The organism is Prauserella cavernicola, from assembly GCF_016595675.1.
Taxonomy (GTDB): domain Bacteria; phylum Actinomycetota; class Actinomycetes; order Mycobacteriales; family Pseudonocardiaceae; genus Prauserella_A; species Prauserella_A cavernicola.
Map to the genome: position 1 here is coordinate 226207 of NZ_JAENJH010000002.1, position 14932 is coordinate 241138.

The 14932-nt window shown below is 70.5% G+C and carries 15 protein-coding genes; 3 read left to right on the forward strand and 12 right to left on the reverse strand.

Going from position 1 to position 14932, the window contains the following annotated elements:
- Positions 1-34: 34 nt before the first annotated feature.
- From JHE00_RS07610 to JHE00_RS07645, 8 genes are all read right to left on the reverse strand, one after another.
- The gene (locus JHE00_RS07610) at positions 35-1567 is read right to left on the reverse strand and encodes a bifunctional uroporphyrinogen-III C-methyltransferase/uroporphyrinogen-III synthase (RefSeq protein WP_200316282.1); all 1533 of its coding nucleotides are present in this window, start codon (positions 1565-1567) and stop codon (positions 35-37) included.
- Between the two features lie 77 nt (positions 1568-1644).
- On the reverse strand, positions 1645-2586 hold the full coding sequence (gene hemC / locus JHE00_RS07615) for a hydroxymethylbilane synthase (RefSeq protein WP_372440376.1): 942 nt from the start codon (positions 2584-2586) through the stop codon (positions 1645-1647).
- On the reverse strand, positions 2579-3910 hold the full coding sequence (locus JHE00_RS07620; protein WP_200316286.1) for a glutamyl-tRNA reductase: 1332 nt from the start codon (positions 3908-3910) through the stop codon (positions 2579-2581). The genes hemC and JHE00_RS07620 overlap by 8 nt, the downstream gene beginning before the upstream one ends.
- Complete coding sequence (locus JHE00_RS07625) at positions 3907-4734, reverse strand: redox-sensing transcriptional repressor Rex (protein WP_200316288.1); 828 nt, start codon at positions 4732-4734, stop codon at positions 3907-3909. Before JHE00_RS07625 ends, JHE00_RS07620 begins: the two co-directional genes overlap by 4 nt.
- Before the next feature lie 269 nt (positions 4735-5003).
- Complete coding sequence (locus JHE00_RS07630) at positions 5004-5690, reverse strand: fasciclin domain-containing protein (RefSeq protein WP_307831849.1); 687 nt, start codon at positions 5688-5690, stop codon at positions 5004-5006.
- Positions 5691-5752: 62 nt separating this feature from the next.
- Complete coding sequence (locus JHE00_RS07635; protein WP_200316290.1) at positions 5753-7315, reverse strand: molybdopterin-dependent oxidoreductase; 1563 nt, start codon at positions 7313-7315, stop codon at positions 5753-5755.
- A gap of 57 nt (positions 7316-7372) precedes the next feature.
- A complete protein-coding gene (locus JHE00_RS07640; protein ID WP_200316292.1) occupies positions 7373-7609 on the reverse strand; it encodes a glutaredoxin family protein in 237 nt (78 codons plus the stop codon).
- 7 nt (positions 7610-7616) lie between these two features.
- A complete protein-coding gene (locus tag JHE00_RS07645; protein WP_307831850.1) occupies positions 7617-9131 on the reverse strand; it encodes an AMP-binding protein in 1515 nt (504 codons plus the stop codon).
- 192 nt (positions 9132-9323) lie between these two features.
- On the opposite strand from JHE00_RS07645, the gene JHE00_RS07650 reads away from it, so the two are divergent.
- The 3 genes from JHE00_RS07650 (at position 9324) to JHE00_RS07660 (ending at position 12144) form a co-directional block, all read left to right on the forward strand.
- Positions 9324-9980, forward strand: a complete 657-nt coding sequence (locus JHE00_RS07650) for a sigma-70 family RNA polymerase sigma factor (RefSeq protein ID WP_200316294.1) — start codon at positions 9324-9326, stop codon at positions 9978-9980.
- A 76-nt stretch (positions 9981-10056) separates the two neighbouring features.
- Complete coding sequence (locus JHE00_RS07655) at positions 10057-11121, forward strand: DUF5667 domain-containing protein (protein ID WP_200316296.1); 1065 nt, start codon at positions 10057-10059, stop codon at positions 11119-11121.
- 60 nt (positions 11122-11181) lie between these two features.
- The gene (locus JHE00_RS07660) at positions 11182-12144 is read left to right on the forward strand and encodes an HAD family hydrolase (RefSeq protein ID WP_200318244.1); all 963 of its coding nucleotides are present in this window, start codon (positions 11182-11184) and stop codon (positions 12142-12144) included.
- Between the two features lie 16 nt (positions 12145-12160).
- Here JHE00_RS07660 and JHE00_RS07665 read toward each other — a convergent pair whose 3' ends face one another.
- From JHE00_RS07665 to JHE00_RS07680, 4 genes are all read right to left on the reverse strand, one after another.
- Positions 12161-13105 (reverse strand): lysophospholipid acyltransferase family protein, encoded by a 945-nt coding sequence (locus tag JHE00_RS07665; RefSeq protein ID WP_230423412.1) that lies wholly within the window; start codon positions 13103-13105, stop codon positions 12161-12163.
- A gap of 29 nt (positions 13106-13134) precedes the next feature.
- The gene (locus JHE00_RS07670; protein WP_200316300.1) at positions 13135-14169 is read right to left on the reverse strand and encodes an NAD-dependent epimerase/dehydratase family protein; all 1035 of its coding nucleotides are present in this window, start codon (positions 14167-14169) and stop codon (positions 13135-13137) included.
- Between the two features lie 165 nt (positions 14170-14334).
- Positions 14335-14436 (reverse strand): 30S ribosomal protein bS22, encoded by a 102-nt coding sequence (locus tag JHE00_RS07675; RefSeq protein WP_005453035.1) that lies wholly within the window; start codon positions 14434-14436, stop codon positions 14335-14337.
- 103 nt (positions 14437-14539) lie between these two features.
- Positions 14540-14755: a helix-turn-helix domain-containing protein gene (locus tag JHE00_RS07680; RefSeq protein WP_200316302.1), complete on the reverse strand. Its 216-nt coding sequence runs from the start codon at positions 14753-14755 to the stop codon at positions 14540-14542.
- Between the last annotated feature and the right edge of the window lie 177 nt (positions 14756-14932).

Here is a 14932-nt window from a genome sequence, read left to right on the forward strand (position 1 = left end):
CGGTAAAGGTGCCCTTCACTGCAGCTACCCGTCGTCAGGAGCGGCGGGCGCGCTTGGCCTTGCGGGGCGGCGGCAGTGCGCCTTCGGCGCGCAGCTTGGCCGCGTGGTCGGCGAGCGCGTCGACCAGGTCGATCACGTTCGGCTTCTCCGGCTGCACGTCCACGCGCAGGCCGAACTCCGTCGCCGTCTCGGCCGTCTTCGGGCCGATGCACGCCACGAGCGTGCGCGCGTGCGGCTTGCCCGCGATGCCCACGAGGTTGCGGACCGTGGAGGACGAGGTGAAGCACACCGCGTCGAAACCACCGGTCTTGATCATCTCGCGGGTCTCCGCCGGTGGCGGCGCGGCCCGCACGGTGCGGTACGCGGTCACGTCGTCGATCTCCCAGCCGCGGTCGCGCAGCCCGGCCGACAACGTCTCGGTGGCGATGTCGGCACGCGGCAGCAGCACGCGGTCAACGGGGTCGAGCACGTCGTCGTAGGGCGGGAACTCCGCGAGCAGGCCCTCGCTCGACTGCTCGCCGGAGGGCACGAGCTCGGGGATGATCCCGAACGAACGCACCTTCTCGGCGGTCGACTCACCGACGCAGGCGATCTTGACGCCGGAAAACGCGCGGGCGTCGAGACCGAACTCCGCGAACTTCTCCCACACCGCACGCACCGCGTTGGTGGAGGTGAACACGATCCACTGGTAGCGGCCGTCGACGAGGCCCTTCACCGCGCGCTCCATCTGCGCGGGGCTGCGCGGCGGCTCCACGGAGATGGTCGGCACCTCGTGCGAGGTGGCACCGTGGCTGCGGAGCCGGTCGGCCATGTCGCCCGCCTGCTCCTTGGTGCGCGGCACCAGGACCTTCCAGCCGTACAGCGCGCGCGACTCCCACCACGAGAGCTTCGAGCGGTTGCCGACGACGGAGCCGATGCTCACCACGAGCGGGCCCACCAGCTCGCCCGCGTCGGCGGCGAGGGTGGCCAGCGTCGAGTCGACGGTGCGCTGGGTGTTGATGGTGCCGTTGGAGGTGACGGCCACCGGGGTCTGCGGGGAGAGCCCGTTCTCGACCAGCGCCGAGGCGGCCTCGGCCAGGTGGCTCGACGTCGCGTGCAGCACGATCGTGCCCGGCGTGCGCGCCAGGCCCGCCCAGTCGACGTCGCTACGGACGTCGACCTCGGTGTGCGCGCCGCCGAGTGCCACGCCCGCATAGGCGGGCACGGCGGCACCGGGCGAGACGCCGGGCACCACGTCGAACACGGCGCTCGTGCGCGAGACGGCGTTCACCTCGGCCACGACGGCGGACTGGGTCAACGGGTCGCCTGCGACGAGCCGGAGCACCAGGCGGCCTGCCTTGGCCTCGTTGGTCAGGTCCTTGGCGACGTCACCGGGTTCGCCGACTGCCGGGCGCACCTCCGCGTCGGGCCCGGCGAAAGCCAGCGCACCGGCTGGCACGTCCGGGTCGGTCACCACGAGCTCGGCCTTGGCGAGCAGTTCCTGGGCACGGACCGTCAGCAGTCCGGCATCGCCGGGGCCCGAGCCCACGAAGGCGACGCGCCCCGTGGTCTTGCGTGCGCGGGTCATCTACTTCGTCTCTCCTCTTGTCCGGCCGTCCACCACGAAAGCGGCCGAAAATCGTTCTTCGTGCGTGCTGTTGGAATTCAGCGGGACAGGGCGCCTGCACCGAGGTCGAGCAACTCGGCGGCGAGTGAGCGGCCGAGCTTGTCCGCTTCGTGCTTCTCGGCGATGGCCGAAGCACGGAGGATCTGGATGGAGTCGCCTTCGACTCCGGTGGCGGCGACGCCGCGCAGCGAGAGGCGCTCGACGACAGCGCCCTCCGCGTCCAGGTCCTCCACGACATCGGCCAGTGCGCCGACGGGCGCGCTGCAACCGGCTTCGAGCGCGGCCAGCATGGCCCGCTCAGCGGCCACCGCGGCCCGGGTCGCTTCATCGTCCACAATGGAGTGAAGCAGGTGTTCGGTGTCCACGTCGTCGACGCGGGTTTCGACAGCCAGCGCACCCTGTGCGGGTGCGGGCAGCATCTGGAGCGGGTCGATCGTCTCGGTGATCTCACCGACCCTGCCGACCCTGGCGAGGCCGGCGCGCGCGAGCACGACGGCGTCGAGCTCGCCGGAGGTGACCTTGCCGATCCGGGTGTCGATGTTGCCGCGGATCGGCACCACCTCGAATCCGAGGCCGAGCGCGCGCAACTGCGCCATCCGGCGCGGCGACCCGGTTCCGATGACCGAGCCGGAAGGCAATTCCCCCAGGGTGAGCCGGTCGCGGGCGATCAGCGCGTCCCGCGGGTCCTCGCGCAGCGGCACGGCGGCCAGCGCGATGCCCGGCTCGGGCGCGGTCGGCAGGTCCTTGTACGAGTGCACCGCCACGTCGACCTGCTTGTCGAGCAGTGCCTCGCGCAGTGCGGAGGTGAAGACACCGACGCCGATCTCGGCGATCGGGGCGCTCGAACGGTCGCCAGGCGTGGAGACCGTGATGATCTCCACGCGCTGACCGGCCTCTTCGAGCTTCTTCGCGATGGTCCCGGTCTGCGCCACGGCGAGCTTGCTGCCGCGGGTGCCGATCCGGATAACTCTGTCAGCCACGCTTGTCACCGTCGATCTGATCGTGCTTGGCGCCTGCCGAGGGGCTGGACACGACGCTGGGCGCCTGCGGGTCGAGCTCGAACAGCTCGCGCAGCGCGTTGGCGTAGTCGGTGTCCTGTGTCTCGGCGGCGAGTTGCTTCACGCGCACGGTCGGCGCGTGCAGGAGCTTGTCCACGACCCTGCGGACCGTGCGGCCCAGCTCGTCGCGGACCGAGTCGTCGAGTTCGGGCAGCCGCTTGTCGAGCCGCAGCAGCTCGGAGTCCACGACCTCGGCGGCACGCTTGCGCAGCGCGGTCACCGTCGGCGTGACGGCCGCACTGCGCTGACCGGCCAGGTAGGTGCGCACCTCGTCGAGCACGATGCCCGCGGCCTTCGCGGTCTGCCGATCGGTGGTGCCGCTGCCTGCCTCGTGCATGCGGCGGCGGACCGTTTCCAGGTCCACCACGGTGACCCCGGCGACCTCGGCCACCTCGGGGTCGACGTCGCGGGGCAGGCCGAGGTCGCAGATGACCACGGGTGCGTCCGTGCGCGGCGCGACGTGCTCGGTGCCGAGCACCGCGTCCTTCGCGCCCGTGCACACCATCACCAGCTCGGCCTGCGCGACGGCGTCGGCCAGCGACGACATCGGCACGGCGCGGGCCGGAACACCCTGCTCGGCCACGGACGCGGCGAGCCGCTCGGCGTTGACGAGGGTGCGGTTGGCCACGGTGATCTCACCGATGCCCGCCTTGCGCAGCTGCGACGCGGCGAGCGCACCCATCGAGCCCGCGCCGACGATCAGCGCGCGCTGCCCGGCTGGCTCACCAGCGGCCGCGAGCGCCTCGGACACCACGGAGGCGCCCAGTGCGTCCAGTCCGGTCTCGGTGTGCACCCGCTTGCCGACGCGCAGTGTCGTCTGCACGAGCTCGTGCAGGACCCGGCCGACGGTCCCCGCCTCGCGGGCCGTGGCGTAGGCGGCCCTGACCTGACCCAGGATCTGCGTCTCGCCGACCACCATCGAGTCGAGGCCGGATGCGACGGAGAACACGTGCTCCACCGCGGCGCCCGCGTAGTGCACGTAGAAGTTGTCGTAGAGCTCCTGCGCCTCCATGCCGGCCTGGCGGGCCAGCACGTCGGCGATGTCACCGAGGCCGCCGTGGAACGTCTCGACGACCGCGTAGACCTCGATGCGGTTGCACGTCGAGAGCAGCATGACCTCGGACACGTGCTCGGTCTGCTGCAGCTCGTGCAGAACCTTGCCCAGCTCGGCGGCGGGCACGGCGGCCCGCTCGAGCGTGGTGAGGTCGGCGGTGCGGTGGGAGAGCCCGATCGCGAGGATGCTCACGACGGCACCACCGCCCCGTTACCGGCGACGGCGGGGTCGACGACCTTGCCGTTCAGCTCGTTGTCCGCCCTCCGCGCAACGTGGAAGGACAGGATCTGCAGTTCCACAGCCAGGTCGACCTTTCGCACCTCGACATGTTCCGGCACTTGCAGCACCACCGGAGCGAAATTCAGGATGCACTGCACCCCGCCGGCGACGAGCCGGTCACACACCGTCTGGGCCGCGGCGGGCGGCGTCGCGAGGACTCCGATGGAGATCTGGCGCTCGGCGCACACCTGCGGAATGTCGTCGAGGTGTGACACCGGAATGCCGCCCACCGGCACCCCGACCAGATCCGGGTCGATGTCGAAGAGTGCTTCGACCGGAAACCCGCGACCGGGGAAGCCGCCGTAGTTCGCCAACGCATGTCCGAGGTTACCGATTCCCGCGACGGCGACCTTGTGCTGCCGCGTGAGGCCCAGTGTGCGCTCGATCTGGCCGACGAGCACGGCCACTTCGTAACCGACGCCACGTGTGCCGTACGAGCCGATGTAGGAGAGGTCCTTGCGCAGCTTGGCGGAGTTCACGCCCGCCGCGGCGGAGAGTTCCTCGCTGGAGACGGTGGTGGCGCCCTGCTCGGCCATCGCGGAGAGGATCCGCAGGTAGACGGCCAGGCGGGCGACCGCGGCCTCGGGAATCGACTTGGCTCGCGCCTCCGGGTAGGCGGCGGTCGCGGACACCGCGGGCAACTCGGCGGTCGGCGCGTTGTCGGCGTCCGGCGTGCCGGGCGGCCGGGTGCGCTTGTGCGCGGCGGCTCCGTTTCGCCGGCCCCGCTGTGCCACCACGCTGGCTCTCCTGTCGCCGAGTTCGAGAAGTTGACCCTTGACCTGGCGCGCGCGACGGTGTTCGATGCCCGGCGCAGCGCTCGGTGGCATTACGGTAGTTCATTTGTGAACGCAGGCACAAAGTGGCTGGTGAGCCCCCTGAAATCGCTGCGGGAACCCCGTTTCTGACGCTCTGTCAGCATTTTCGCCCTGGATACGGCAAAGGCCACCTTGATCGCGTCGAGCGCAACCAAGGTGGCCTTCACTGCTGGTGGTGCAGGTGGGACACGTCACATGTTGGCGCCAGGCGTGAGCACCGTGTCGATCACGAAGACCGTGGCGTTCTTGGTCGGGATGTTGCCGCACAGCACCTTGGCGCCGTTGACGGTCATGTTCTCGCCCTCGCCCTCGATCTTCACGGGGCCGCCCTCGGTGTTGAGGGTCTCGACGTCGCCGGCCTGGCTGAGGCCTTCGGCGTCGTAGCGCTCACCGAGCACGTGGTACTGCAGGATCGGGGCCAGCTCGTCCGGCTTGCCGGCGAGCTCGTTGAACTTCTCCTCACCGAGCGCGTTGAAGGCGTCGTCGGCGGGCGCGAAGACGGTGATGGCCTCCTGGCTGTTGAGCGTGTCGACCAGGTCGGTCGCCTCCACCGCGGCGACCAGCTTGGTCAGCAGCGGGTTGGTGCTCGCGGCCGACGCGACCGGCTCGGGGCCCATCGAGTCGAGGCTGCCGGGCTCGTCACCCTGGGGCAGCTGGTCACACGCCGGACCGAAAACGTCATCGTTCGTGGTCACGCCGTCGCCGCCCGCCATGGCCTCGCTGCTGCTCGGCATCTGGCTCGACTGCTGCTGGTCGCCCGAGTCGGCCTGGCCGTTGTCGCCGCCGTCCTCGCCACCACCGCAGGCAGCCAGCCCGAGGGTCGCGGCAAGTACGAATCCGGCTCCGGCAACGCGTCGCGAGTTCCTCACGAAGATCACTCCATTCTCGACTGTCTCTGTCGTTGTGGGTGATTCGGAGCCGGTCGGAGGGCGGATTGGTCCTATCGGGTGGTGATTGAGATCGTGTGCCATCCGGTCGCGCCGTCGGGCAGGACCGGTGCGCGATCCTCGGTCTGGGTGTAGCCCGACTCGTCGGTGGCCCTGCACGTGAGCTGGTGGGTTCCGGGCTGCTCGATGTCGAGAGCGACCTGCCACATCCGCCACGCGTCTTTGGAGACCACTGTGGACAGTTCGGCCTCGCGCCACGGTCCGCGATCCAGGCGCACCTCCACCTTCTTGATACCCGTGTGCTGGGCCCACGCCGTGCCAGCCACGACCACCCGCCCAGGAGGCAGCGTCGAGAAACTCGTCGGCGAGTCGATGCGCGACTCCGTCTTCACCGGTCCGAGCCGGCCCCAGCCGCGCTGGAGCCAGTAGGCCTGCCTGGCCGACCACGTGGTCAGCTCGAGATCGGTGACCCACTTCGTGGCGGACACGTAGCCGTAGAGCCCCGGGACCACGAGGCGCGCCGGGAATCCGTGCTCGACGGGCAGCGGCTCGCCGTTCATCCCGATGGCGAGCAACGCGCCCCTGCTCGGATCCAGCACGACGTCCAGTGGCGTGCCGCACGTCCACCCGTCGGCGCTGGTGGAGAAGAGTTGCTGCGCACCGGACTGCGCACCGGCCTCCCTGAGCAGCCCTGCCAGCTCGACGCCGATGAAGTTCGCGTTCGAGATGAGCGGCCCACCGACCTCATTGGACACACAGCACAGCGTGATCGTGCGCTCGACGAGTCCCCGGTTCCGGATGTCGTCGTAGGTCAGGGTCAGTTCGCGATCCACCATCCCGTGGATGCGCAGGCTCCAGTCGTCGGCCTTGACCTGAGGCAGCACCAGCGCGGTGTCGATGCGGTAGAAGTCCGCGTTCGGGGTGAGAAACGTCGGCGTGCCGAGCTTGGCGAAATCGGCGCCCGCCGGCGGCGGGGGCACCGGGCGCGTGACGGTGAGCCTGCCGACCGCGGCACGCGAGCCTGCCGCGTCGCGGGTGTTTCCGAGCAGCGCTCCGCCGAGGCCGACGACACCGGCGCCGACGGCGACCGCACCGGCCCCGACCAGGAACCGTCTCCGGTCGGCACCGCCCTCCGTGCTCGTCGGCACGGGTTCCGCGGCCCGCAACGCCCTGGCGTGCAGCAGGCGAAACGCGACCAGCCCGGCCGTCAGGCTCGCGAGCGGCGCGAGGATGGCGAGCTGCCCGAGGTCGGGCCTGGTGAGCACCGCGACGCCACCGAGCACCCCGAACACCGTGATCACGAGCGAGCCCGCGAGCGAACTCCGCCGCGACAACAACCCCGCGCCCACGGCGACCAGCATGAGCACCACGGCCATGCCGCCGAGCAGCACCTGCTTGTCGGCGGTGCCGAACGTGCTCACCGCCCAGTCCTTGAGCCACGTGGGCGTCAGGTCGATCGCGGAGTTGCCGACGGCCACGTACGGCGAGGAGCCGGGACCGACGAACGCCCCGACCAGATGACCGGCGGCCAGCGCGGCGACCAGACCGAGCAGTGCCGTGAGCACGGCGACGGAGGCCGAGAGCCTCGGACCTGTACGCACGGCGGGATCGCCCATGTCTCCATATTCGGCCACGCCGCGGCTCTGGATTGCTTTTCCGCGCTTACGAGTGGCTTACGACCTCAGCGCGGCGCGCAGCCGATCCTCCTCGACCTTCCAGTACCCGTGCTCCACATCGTCGACGAGGATCACCGGCACGCGGTCGCCGTACTCGGCGCGCCACTCGGGGTCGGAGTCGACGTCGGCCGCCGTCCACTCCACGCCCACCTCGGCACAGATCCGGGCGACGGCCTCCTCCGCGTGCTCGCACGCGTGGCAGCCCGCCCTGGTCATCACGGTCACCCGATGCATGTCCCCATCATTCCCGCAGTCGGACGCGGCGCAGCTTTCCGGTCGAGGAGTGCGGCAGCTGCTCGGCGAACTCGACCGTGCGCGGCACCTTGTACCCGGCGAGCCTGGCGGCGCAGGCGTCCACCACCTGCTGTTCCGACAGCGACGCACCGGGCTTCGGCACCACCACGGCCTTCACGGCCTCGCCGGTGCGCTCGTCGAGCACTCCGGCCACGGCCACCTCGGCGACCTCGGGCAGCGCGCCGATGACCTCCTCGACCTCGTGCGGGAACACGTTGAAGCCGTTGACGATGACCAGGTCGTTGGCGCGGTCGACCAGGTGCAGGTCGCCGTCGGTGTCGATGAAGCCGACGTCGCCGGTGCGGAACCACCCCTCGGCGTCGGGCCCGTACGCGCCGTCGGGCCAGTACCCGCTGAACAGGTTGTCCCCGCGCACGGCGACGAGCCCGGTGCCGCCGCTGTCGTCGGCGAACGCGTCGGCCGGGTCGGCGGGGTCGAGCGGGACAGGGCCGGGGCTGCCGTCGCTGTCCACGAGCCGCAGCTCGACGCCGGGCAGCGGGCGGCCGACCGAACCGGGTTTGGCGTAGCCGGTGACCAACGTCGAGGTGACCACCGGGGCGGCCTCGGTGAGGCCGTAACCCTCGTAGACACCCAGCCCGGTGGCTCCCCGGATGGCGGCGAGCACCTTGGGGTGCAGCGGCGCGGCGCCCGACACCAGCAGCCGCACCGTCGACAGCGACTCACCGACGTCGTCGGCAGGGAGCGAGGCCAGCTCGGTGTACATGGCGGGCACACCGATGATCACGGTGACGCGGTGGGCCGCGCAGGCGGCGAGCGCCTTGTCCGCGTCGAAGCGCTGGGCGAGCACCGCCGTGGCTCCCGCCGAGACCGCGTTCAGCAGACCGGGCCCGAGCCCGTAGATGTGGTGCAGCGGGATCGCGACGAACACGCGGTCGCCCTGGTCGGCAACGGGCGGGTTCAGCTCGCGAAGCTGGTCGACGTTGGCGAGCAGGGCGCGGTGCGACAGCATCACGCCACGCGCGGGGCCGGTGGTGCCCGAGGTGTAGAAGAGCGCCGCGACGTCCTCGTCCCCGCCCGCCGCGGGCACGGGCTCGGCGCCATCGGGCTCGACGACGGGCTCCAGCACCCGCACGTCCTCGGACAGTTCTCCGGGGTCGGCGCCGACGAGCAGCCGCGCGCCGCTGTCGGCGAGCACGGGCCGCCACTCGCCCTCGGGCGCCTGCGGCGACAACGGAACGGCGACGGCGCCCGCCCTGACCACCGCGAAGAAGGTGACGGCGAACGCGGCCGAGGTGGGCAGTCGCAGCGCCACCGGGTCGCCCGCGCTCACGCCCGCATCGAGCAGCAGGCGGGCCTGCGCGTTCACGGCGGTGTCGAGCTCCGCCCAGGTCAGTGTGGTGTCAGCCACGGTGTCGACCAGCGCGGTCGCTCCGGGACGTTCCTTCGCCCTCGCGGAGAGGAGATCCGCGACATTGCCGACCAGGCGCACCCCAGCAGCCACAACCAGCCCCTTTCGGTCTCGCCCAGTGTGCCAGCCGAATCCGACGTCTCGGGGTCGATTCGGCGTCGTCTCTCTTTCGCAATCAAGACACCACTACCTACTTTGCGGTAACAACGCGTATGCTCCCTCAGGCGACGTAGTGGCGATGATCACGCGGAGTCTGCGGAACGGGCCCGGAGGAGGTGCAACGGGATGAGCGTGCCGATCGCTGTTGTCGCAGGTCCGCTGCCCTCGAGACTCCGCGCTGTGGAGCCCGCCGCCGAGCTCGCCGACCCGGGCGTCGGCGAGAACTGGGAACTCGTGCGGGCGGCCCAGCGAGGCGACACCGCGGCCTTCGGCAAGCTCTACGACCGCTACGTCGACTGGGTCTACCGCTACGTGCTGCTGCGGGTCGGCGACCGCCACCTCGCCGAGGACGTCACCAGCGAGACCTTCCTTCGCGCGCTGCGCCGGATCACGTCGATCTCCTACCAGGGCCGCGACGTCGGCGCGTGGTTCACGACCATCGCCCGCAACCTCGTACTCGATCACGTCAAGTCCAGCCGCTACCGGCTCGAGGTCGTCACCGACGAGGTCACCGAGTCGGGCAGCAGGCCCTTCGGCTCCCCCACCCAGCACTCGCTGGGCCCCGAGCAGCAAGTGATCAGCCAGACCACCAACGACGAGCTGCTGCGCTGCATCGCCGGACTCGGCGACGACCAGCGCGAATGCATCATCCTGCGGTTCATCCAGGGGTTCTCGGTCACCGAGACCGCGCGGATCATGCAGCGCAACGAGGGTGCCGTCAAAGCACTGCAGCACCGCGCCGTGCGCAGGCTCGCGAAACTACTGCCCACCGGCCTGCACTGATTCGGGCGTAACCGGACACCCCGTCGATCGTTGCGTCAGCGAAGGATTCGGCGGAGCAGGCCGGGAGGCACGCGACATGTGGAGGCCTCCGTGGCCGCGACAGGGGTACGGGGAACAGGAACGATTCGCCCGCGCGGTCGACGGGGAACACGATCCCGAGTTCCAGGACGAGCTCGCGGTGGTCGCCGCGCTGCGCAGACTCGGTGCCGACACCCCGCCCGACGAGGGAGCGCGCGCCCGCATCGCGGAGCGGATCGCCCAGCCACCCGCGCGAGCGCGTCGACGGCCACGGCTCGTTCCCGTGCTCGCCGCAGCGCTGGTGACGCTGTTCGCGCTGTCGGGGCTCGGTCTGCTGCTCTCCCACGACGCACTGCCCGGCGAGACGCTCTACCACCTCAAGCGGGCCCGCGAGGGCGCCGTGCTGGAGCTGACCTTCGACGGCGAGCAGCGGGCGCTGGCCCGGCTCGAGTACGCCTCGCTGCGCCTGGACGAGCTGACCGAACTGGTGGACAGGGACGTGCCCGACAGGGCGGCCTACGCGCTTGGCCTCGCCGACTTCACCGGGGACGTGCGGGCCGCGATCGGTGGACTCACCTCGGCGGCGACCAGCTCCGACGGGCGGCAGCTCGACCGGCTCGGTACCTGGGTGGCGCTGCAGTCGGGCAGGCTCACCGCGCTGCGCGACGCGCTCCCGGCGAGCACCGGCGAACCGGTGGAGCTGCTGACCCGGGTTCGCGACCGCGTCACGTCACTCGACGACCGGATGCACTGTCTCCAGATCACCTCGGGCCGGTTCGACGAGCTGGGCGCGCTGCCCGCGACGGGCGCCTGCCTGCCGCCGCGAGGACCGGACGCCGGTCCGGACCCCACGCCGCAACCGCTGCCACCTGCCCACGAGCCGCAGGCTCCGGCTTCGGTGCTGCCGGTGACGAACGCGAAGCCCAGCCCGCCGGACGGCGTCGGCGTGCCGGCACCGGCCCCCGCGCCACCGTCGCCGCACCCCGTGCCCGCACCTCAAGTGGTGCCGGCTCCGGTCCCCGCGCCGACGAGCCCTCGGCTGCCCGACTCGAACTCACCGCCGAAACCGGTGGTGTCCATCCCCCCGTTGCTGCCAGGGTTGCCTGGGGTGAGCGTCGGATAGCTCTCCGCCCTCAGTTGTATCTTGGCTACTCTGTGCACAGCACCGGAGTGCGACTCGAATGTGGAGGCGGTGTGCGTGGCATTGTGGCGGGCCCGCGGTAAGGGGCAGGAACGCGAGCGGCTCGCCGCACTGGCGGGCGAGGCCTCGGCAGACGCTGCCGTGGCCATGGAAGCCGCGCAGGTGGCCACGCTCGACGTGGCCGCGCCCAAGACCCCCGACGACGGGGAGCCCGCTCCTCCGCCCGCGCCGCCGGACCTCACCGCCGCGGCGTTCTTCGACGTGGACAACACGATGATGATGGGCGCGTCGATCTTCCACTTCGCGCGCGGCCTGGCCGCCCGCAAGTACTTCACGTCCTCCGACCTGGCCGGCTTCGCGTGGCAGCAGGTGAAGTTCCGCATCGGAGGCCGCGAGGACAAGCAGGGTATGCAGTCCAGCCGCGAGCAGGCACTGTCCTTTGTGGCAGGTCGAACCGTCGAGGAGATGGTGGCCGTCGGCGAGGAGATCTACGACGAGCTGATGGCCGACCGGATCTGGTCCGGCACGCGCGCGCTCGCCCAGATGCACCTCGACGCGGGCCAGCGGGTGTGGCTGGTCACGGCCACCCCGGTGGAGCTCGCCGCGATCATCGCGCGCAGGCTCGGGCTCACCGGCGCGCTCGGCACGGTGGCCGAGAGCGTCGACGGCGTGTACACCGGCAGGCTCGTCGGCGATCTGCTGCACGGCAGGGCCAAGGCCCACGCCGTGCGGGCTCTGGCCGCGCGCGAGGGCCTCAACCTGCGCCGCTGCACGGCGTACTCGGACTCGCAGAACGACGTGCCGATGCTCTCGGTCGTCGGCACCGCGGTGGCCATCAACCCGGACTCGGGGTTGCGCGACGTCGCCCGCGGGCGCGGCTGGGAGATCCGCGACTTCCGCACGGGACGCAAGGCGGCCAAGATCGGGGTGCCATCGGTGCTCGGGGCAGGGGCCGTCGCCGGTGCCGTCGCGGCCGGGATCGCCTACCGGCGCCGCGCCATCTGACGCAGCGCCGCTCGAATCAGTCGCGAAAGACGCTGCGGCGCTGCGAGAGCCTGCGGTAGAGCATCTGCTGGATCGCCTCGCGCACCTGGTCGGTCAGGTTGAAGATCAGCATCGGGTCGTCCTCGGCCTCGGGCGCGAAGCCATCGGTGGAGATCGGCTCGCCGAACTCGATGTGCCACTTCGTCGGCAGCGGCACCGCGCCGAGCGGGCCGAGCAGCGGGAAGAACGGCGTGATCGGGAAGTACGGCAGGCCCAGCAGGCGCGCGAGCGGCTTGAGGTCGCCGATCTTCGGATAGATCTCCTCAGCACCGACGATCGACACCGGCACGATGGGCACGCCGGTGCGCAGCGCGGCGGACACGAAGCCGCCCCTGCCGAAGCGCTGGAGCTTGTAGCGGTCCGAGAACGACTTGCCAACGCCCTTGAAGCCCTCGGGCCACACACCCACCAGCTGGCCGTCGCTCAGCAGGCGCTCCGCGTCGGGCCCGCACGCGAGCGTCTGCCCCGAGCGGCGGGCCAGCGTGCCGAGCAACGGGGTCTTGAACACCAGGTCGGCGCCGAGCATCCGCAGGTGCCTGCCGAGCCGGTCGTGCACGGCGAACGCCGTCATCACCGAGTCGATCGGCAGCACACCCGAGTGGTTGGCCACGAGCAGCGCGCCACCGTCGACGGGCAGGTTCTGCACGCCGTGGGTACTGACGCGGAACCACTTCTCGTAGAGCAGCCGCAGCGGCGGCAGCACGAGCGTCTCGGTGAGCTCTGGATCGAAGCCGAACTCGTCCACCGAGTAGTCGCCGGTGAGCCGGTGGCGCACGAACGTCGCGAACCGCGCGAGCGGGTCGTCGGCTCCCTGTTCCTCCTGCTCGGGCTGCGTGCCGGGAAACGCCACCACCGGCGCGTCCTGGTCGCTGGGCGCCGCGGTGGCGCTCGGTTCGTCCCTGTCGTTCTTGGTGCGGTGCAACGGGATCACACGTGCAGAGGAACCGGATGTCACTGCTTCACCCTCCAACCATCCACCGCGGTGGCGAGCTCGGCGAGGCGGTCACCATCCACGACAGGGCGCAGTCCCCTGCCGAGGATGTAGTCGTCGTAGGCCTCGCGGGTGTTCCACCGGGGCGTGTATCCGAAGTCCCCCTTGAGCCGGGTGTTGTCCACGACCCGGCCGAAGTTCAAGAGCCGCACCTGGTCGGAGGAGAAGTCGACCACGCGGGCGCCACGCAGCAGCTTGCCCACCGACGGCATCACCTGGCGCGGCATCGGCAGTTCGACCCTGCCCGCGCGGCGGATCGCCTGCGAGAGCGTCAGCACGCCGTCCGCGGCGACGTTGAAGACGCCGGGCTTGTCGTGCAGGGTCGCGTGTTCGAGCACCGCGAGCGCGTCGGTGGCGTGCAACAGCTGCAACCTGGCGTCGTAACCGAGCACGGTCGGCACGACGGGAAGCGCGAAGTAGCGCGAGAGCACCGTGTCGACCTCGGGTCCGATGATGTTGACGAACCGGCCCATGGTCACGGTGATGTCCGGCCTGCGCCGGGACAGACCGCGGACGTAGCCCTCCATCTCGACGGCGTCCTTGGCGTAGCCGTTGGACGAGGCCGGGATGAGTTCCGAGCCCTCCGTGAACACGGCGGGCGAGCGCGAGCTCGCGCCGTACACGGCCGCGGTCGACTTGACGACGAGCTTGCGGACGAGCGGCGAACGCTGGCACGCGGCGAGCAGCCGCATGGTGCCGATCACGTTCACTTCCTTGATCGCCATCCGCCGACCCGGCCCCGCGGGATGACAGGTAGTCGAGGCGTGCACGACGGTGTCGACCCTCGCGGAGCTGATGATCTTGGCGATCAAGGGATTGCGGATGTCGGCGCGGACGAACTCCGCGTGGCCGATCCGGCGAAGAATGTCCGGGTGCGGCGCCGACGTGTCGACGCCGATCACCCGTTCCAGATCTGGGTTGTTCCCCAGCCTGGTCAGGAGCCTGCCACCCAGCTCGCCGGCGACCCCGGTCACGAGGACGATATTGGGCGGCATCAGACCCCCTGGCGGGCAGGCGTGGTTTCACAGAGGCGAGGCGCTTCCGGATGTTACTCCCGAATGGGAGCGACGGAAGCGTCTCTTACATGCTATTAACCGGGGTTACGCCTACCGGCCACCAGGGCTCACCTGAGCGCGTTGAGCGACTCTGTCCGAGACGCGTTACTTGCCCTGCTTGCGACGCTGCACGCGCGTGCGGCGAAGCAGCTTGCGGTGCTTCTTCTTGGACATACGCTTGCGGCGCTTCTTGATCACCGAGCCCACAGGTGCTCCTTAAGACGTTCGGTCGTGAAAATCGCGTGGGGCAAGCACACGAACGGCCTATCAGGTTACCTGGGGCTTCATCCACACCCGTGTCCGGCTACCGCTAACCCACGTCGAAGTACGCGTTGTCGAGGTAGTCGTGGACGGCTTTCTCGGGCACCCGGAACGACTTGCCGACCCTTACGGCCGGCAGCTCGCCCGAGTGAACGAGACGGTAGACGGTCATCTTGGAGACCCGCATGAGCGAAGCCACCTCGGCGACCGTCAAGAACTGGACCTGCCGGGGGCCCGGCACGTCGTCTTTCCTGTTCGGCGGCATAGGTCATTCACCGTGTCCCTCACACGTGTCGCGCCGTCCGGCTTCCCCACCGAACGGTATCGACACGCACGTGCTACCACCGAGGGTAGCGGGACACGTGGGACCAATGCGACGGCTGTCGAGGGCAATACCTACGGCGTACCGGACACGCGGGGTGACGAACGGCATGTCCGGAGC

What these genes read in the sequence shown, in the direction of transcription:
- JHE00_RS07610 (WP_200316282.1), bottom strand. Translation starts at nt 1,567, where the DNA reads ATGACCCGCGCACGCAAGACCACGGGGCGCGTCGCCTTCGTGGGCTCG.
- JHE00_RS07635 (WP_200316290.1), bottom strand. Translation starts at nt 7,315, where the DNA reads ATGGGCGATCCCGCCGTGCGTACAGGTCCGAGGCTCTCGGCCTCCGTC.
- JHE00_RS07640 (WP_200316292.1), bottom strand. Translation starts at nt 7,609, where the DNA reads ATGCATCGGGTGACCGTGATGACCAGGGCGGGCTGCCACGCGTGCGAG.
- JHE00_RS07650 (WP_200316294.1), top strand. Translation starts at nt 9,324, where the DNA reads ATGAGCGTGCCGATCGCTGTTGTCGCAGGTCCGCTGCCCTCGAGACTC.
- JHE00_RS07655 (WP_200316296.1), top strand. Translation starts at nt 10,057, where the DNA reads ATGTGGAGGCCTCCGTGGCCGCGACAGGGGTACGGGGAACAGGAACGA.
- JHE00_RS07670 (WP_200316300.1), bottom strand. Translation starts at nt 14,169, where the DNA reads ATGCCGCCCAATATCGTCCTCGTGACCGGGGTCGCCGGCGAGCTGGGT.
- JHE00_RS07680 (WP_200316302.1), bottom strand. Translation starts at nt 14,755, where the DNA reads ATGCCGCCGAACAGGAAAGACGACGTGCCGGGCCCCCGGCAGGTCCAG.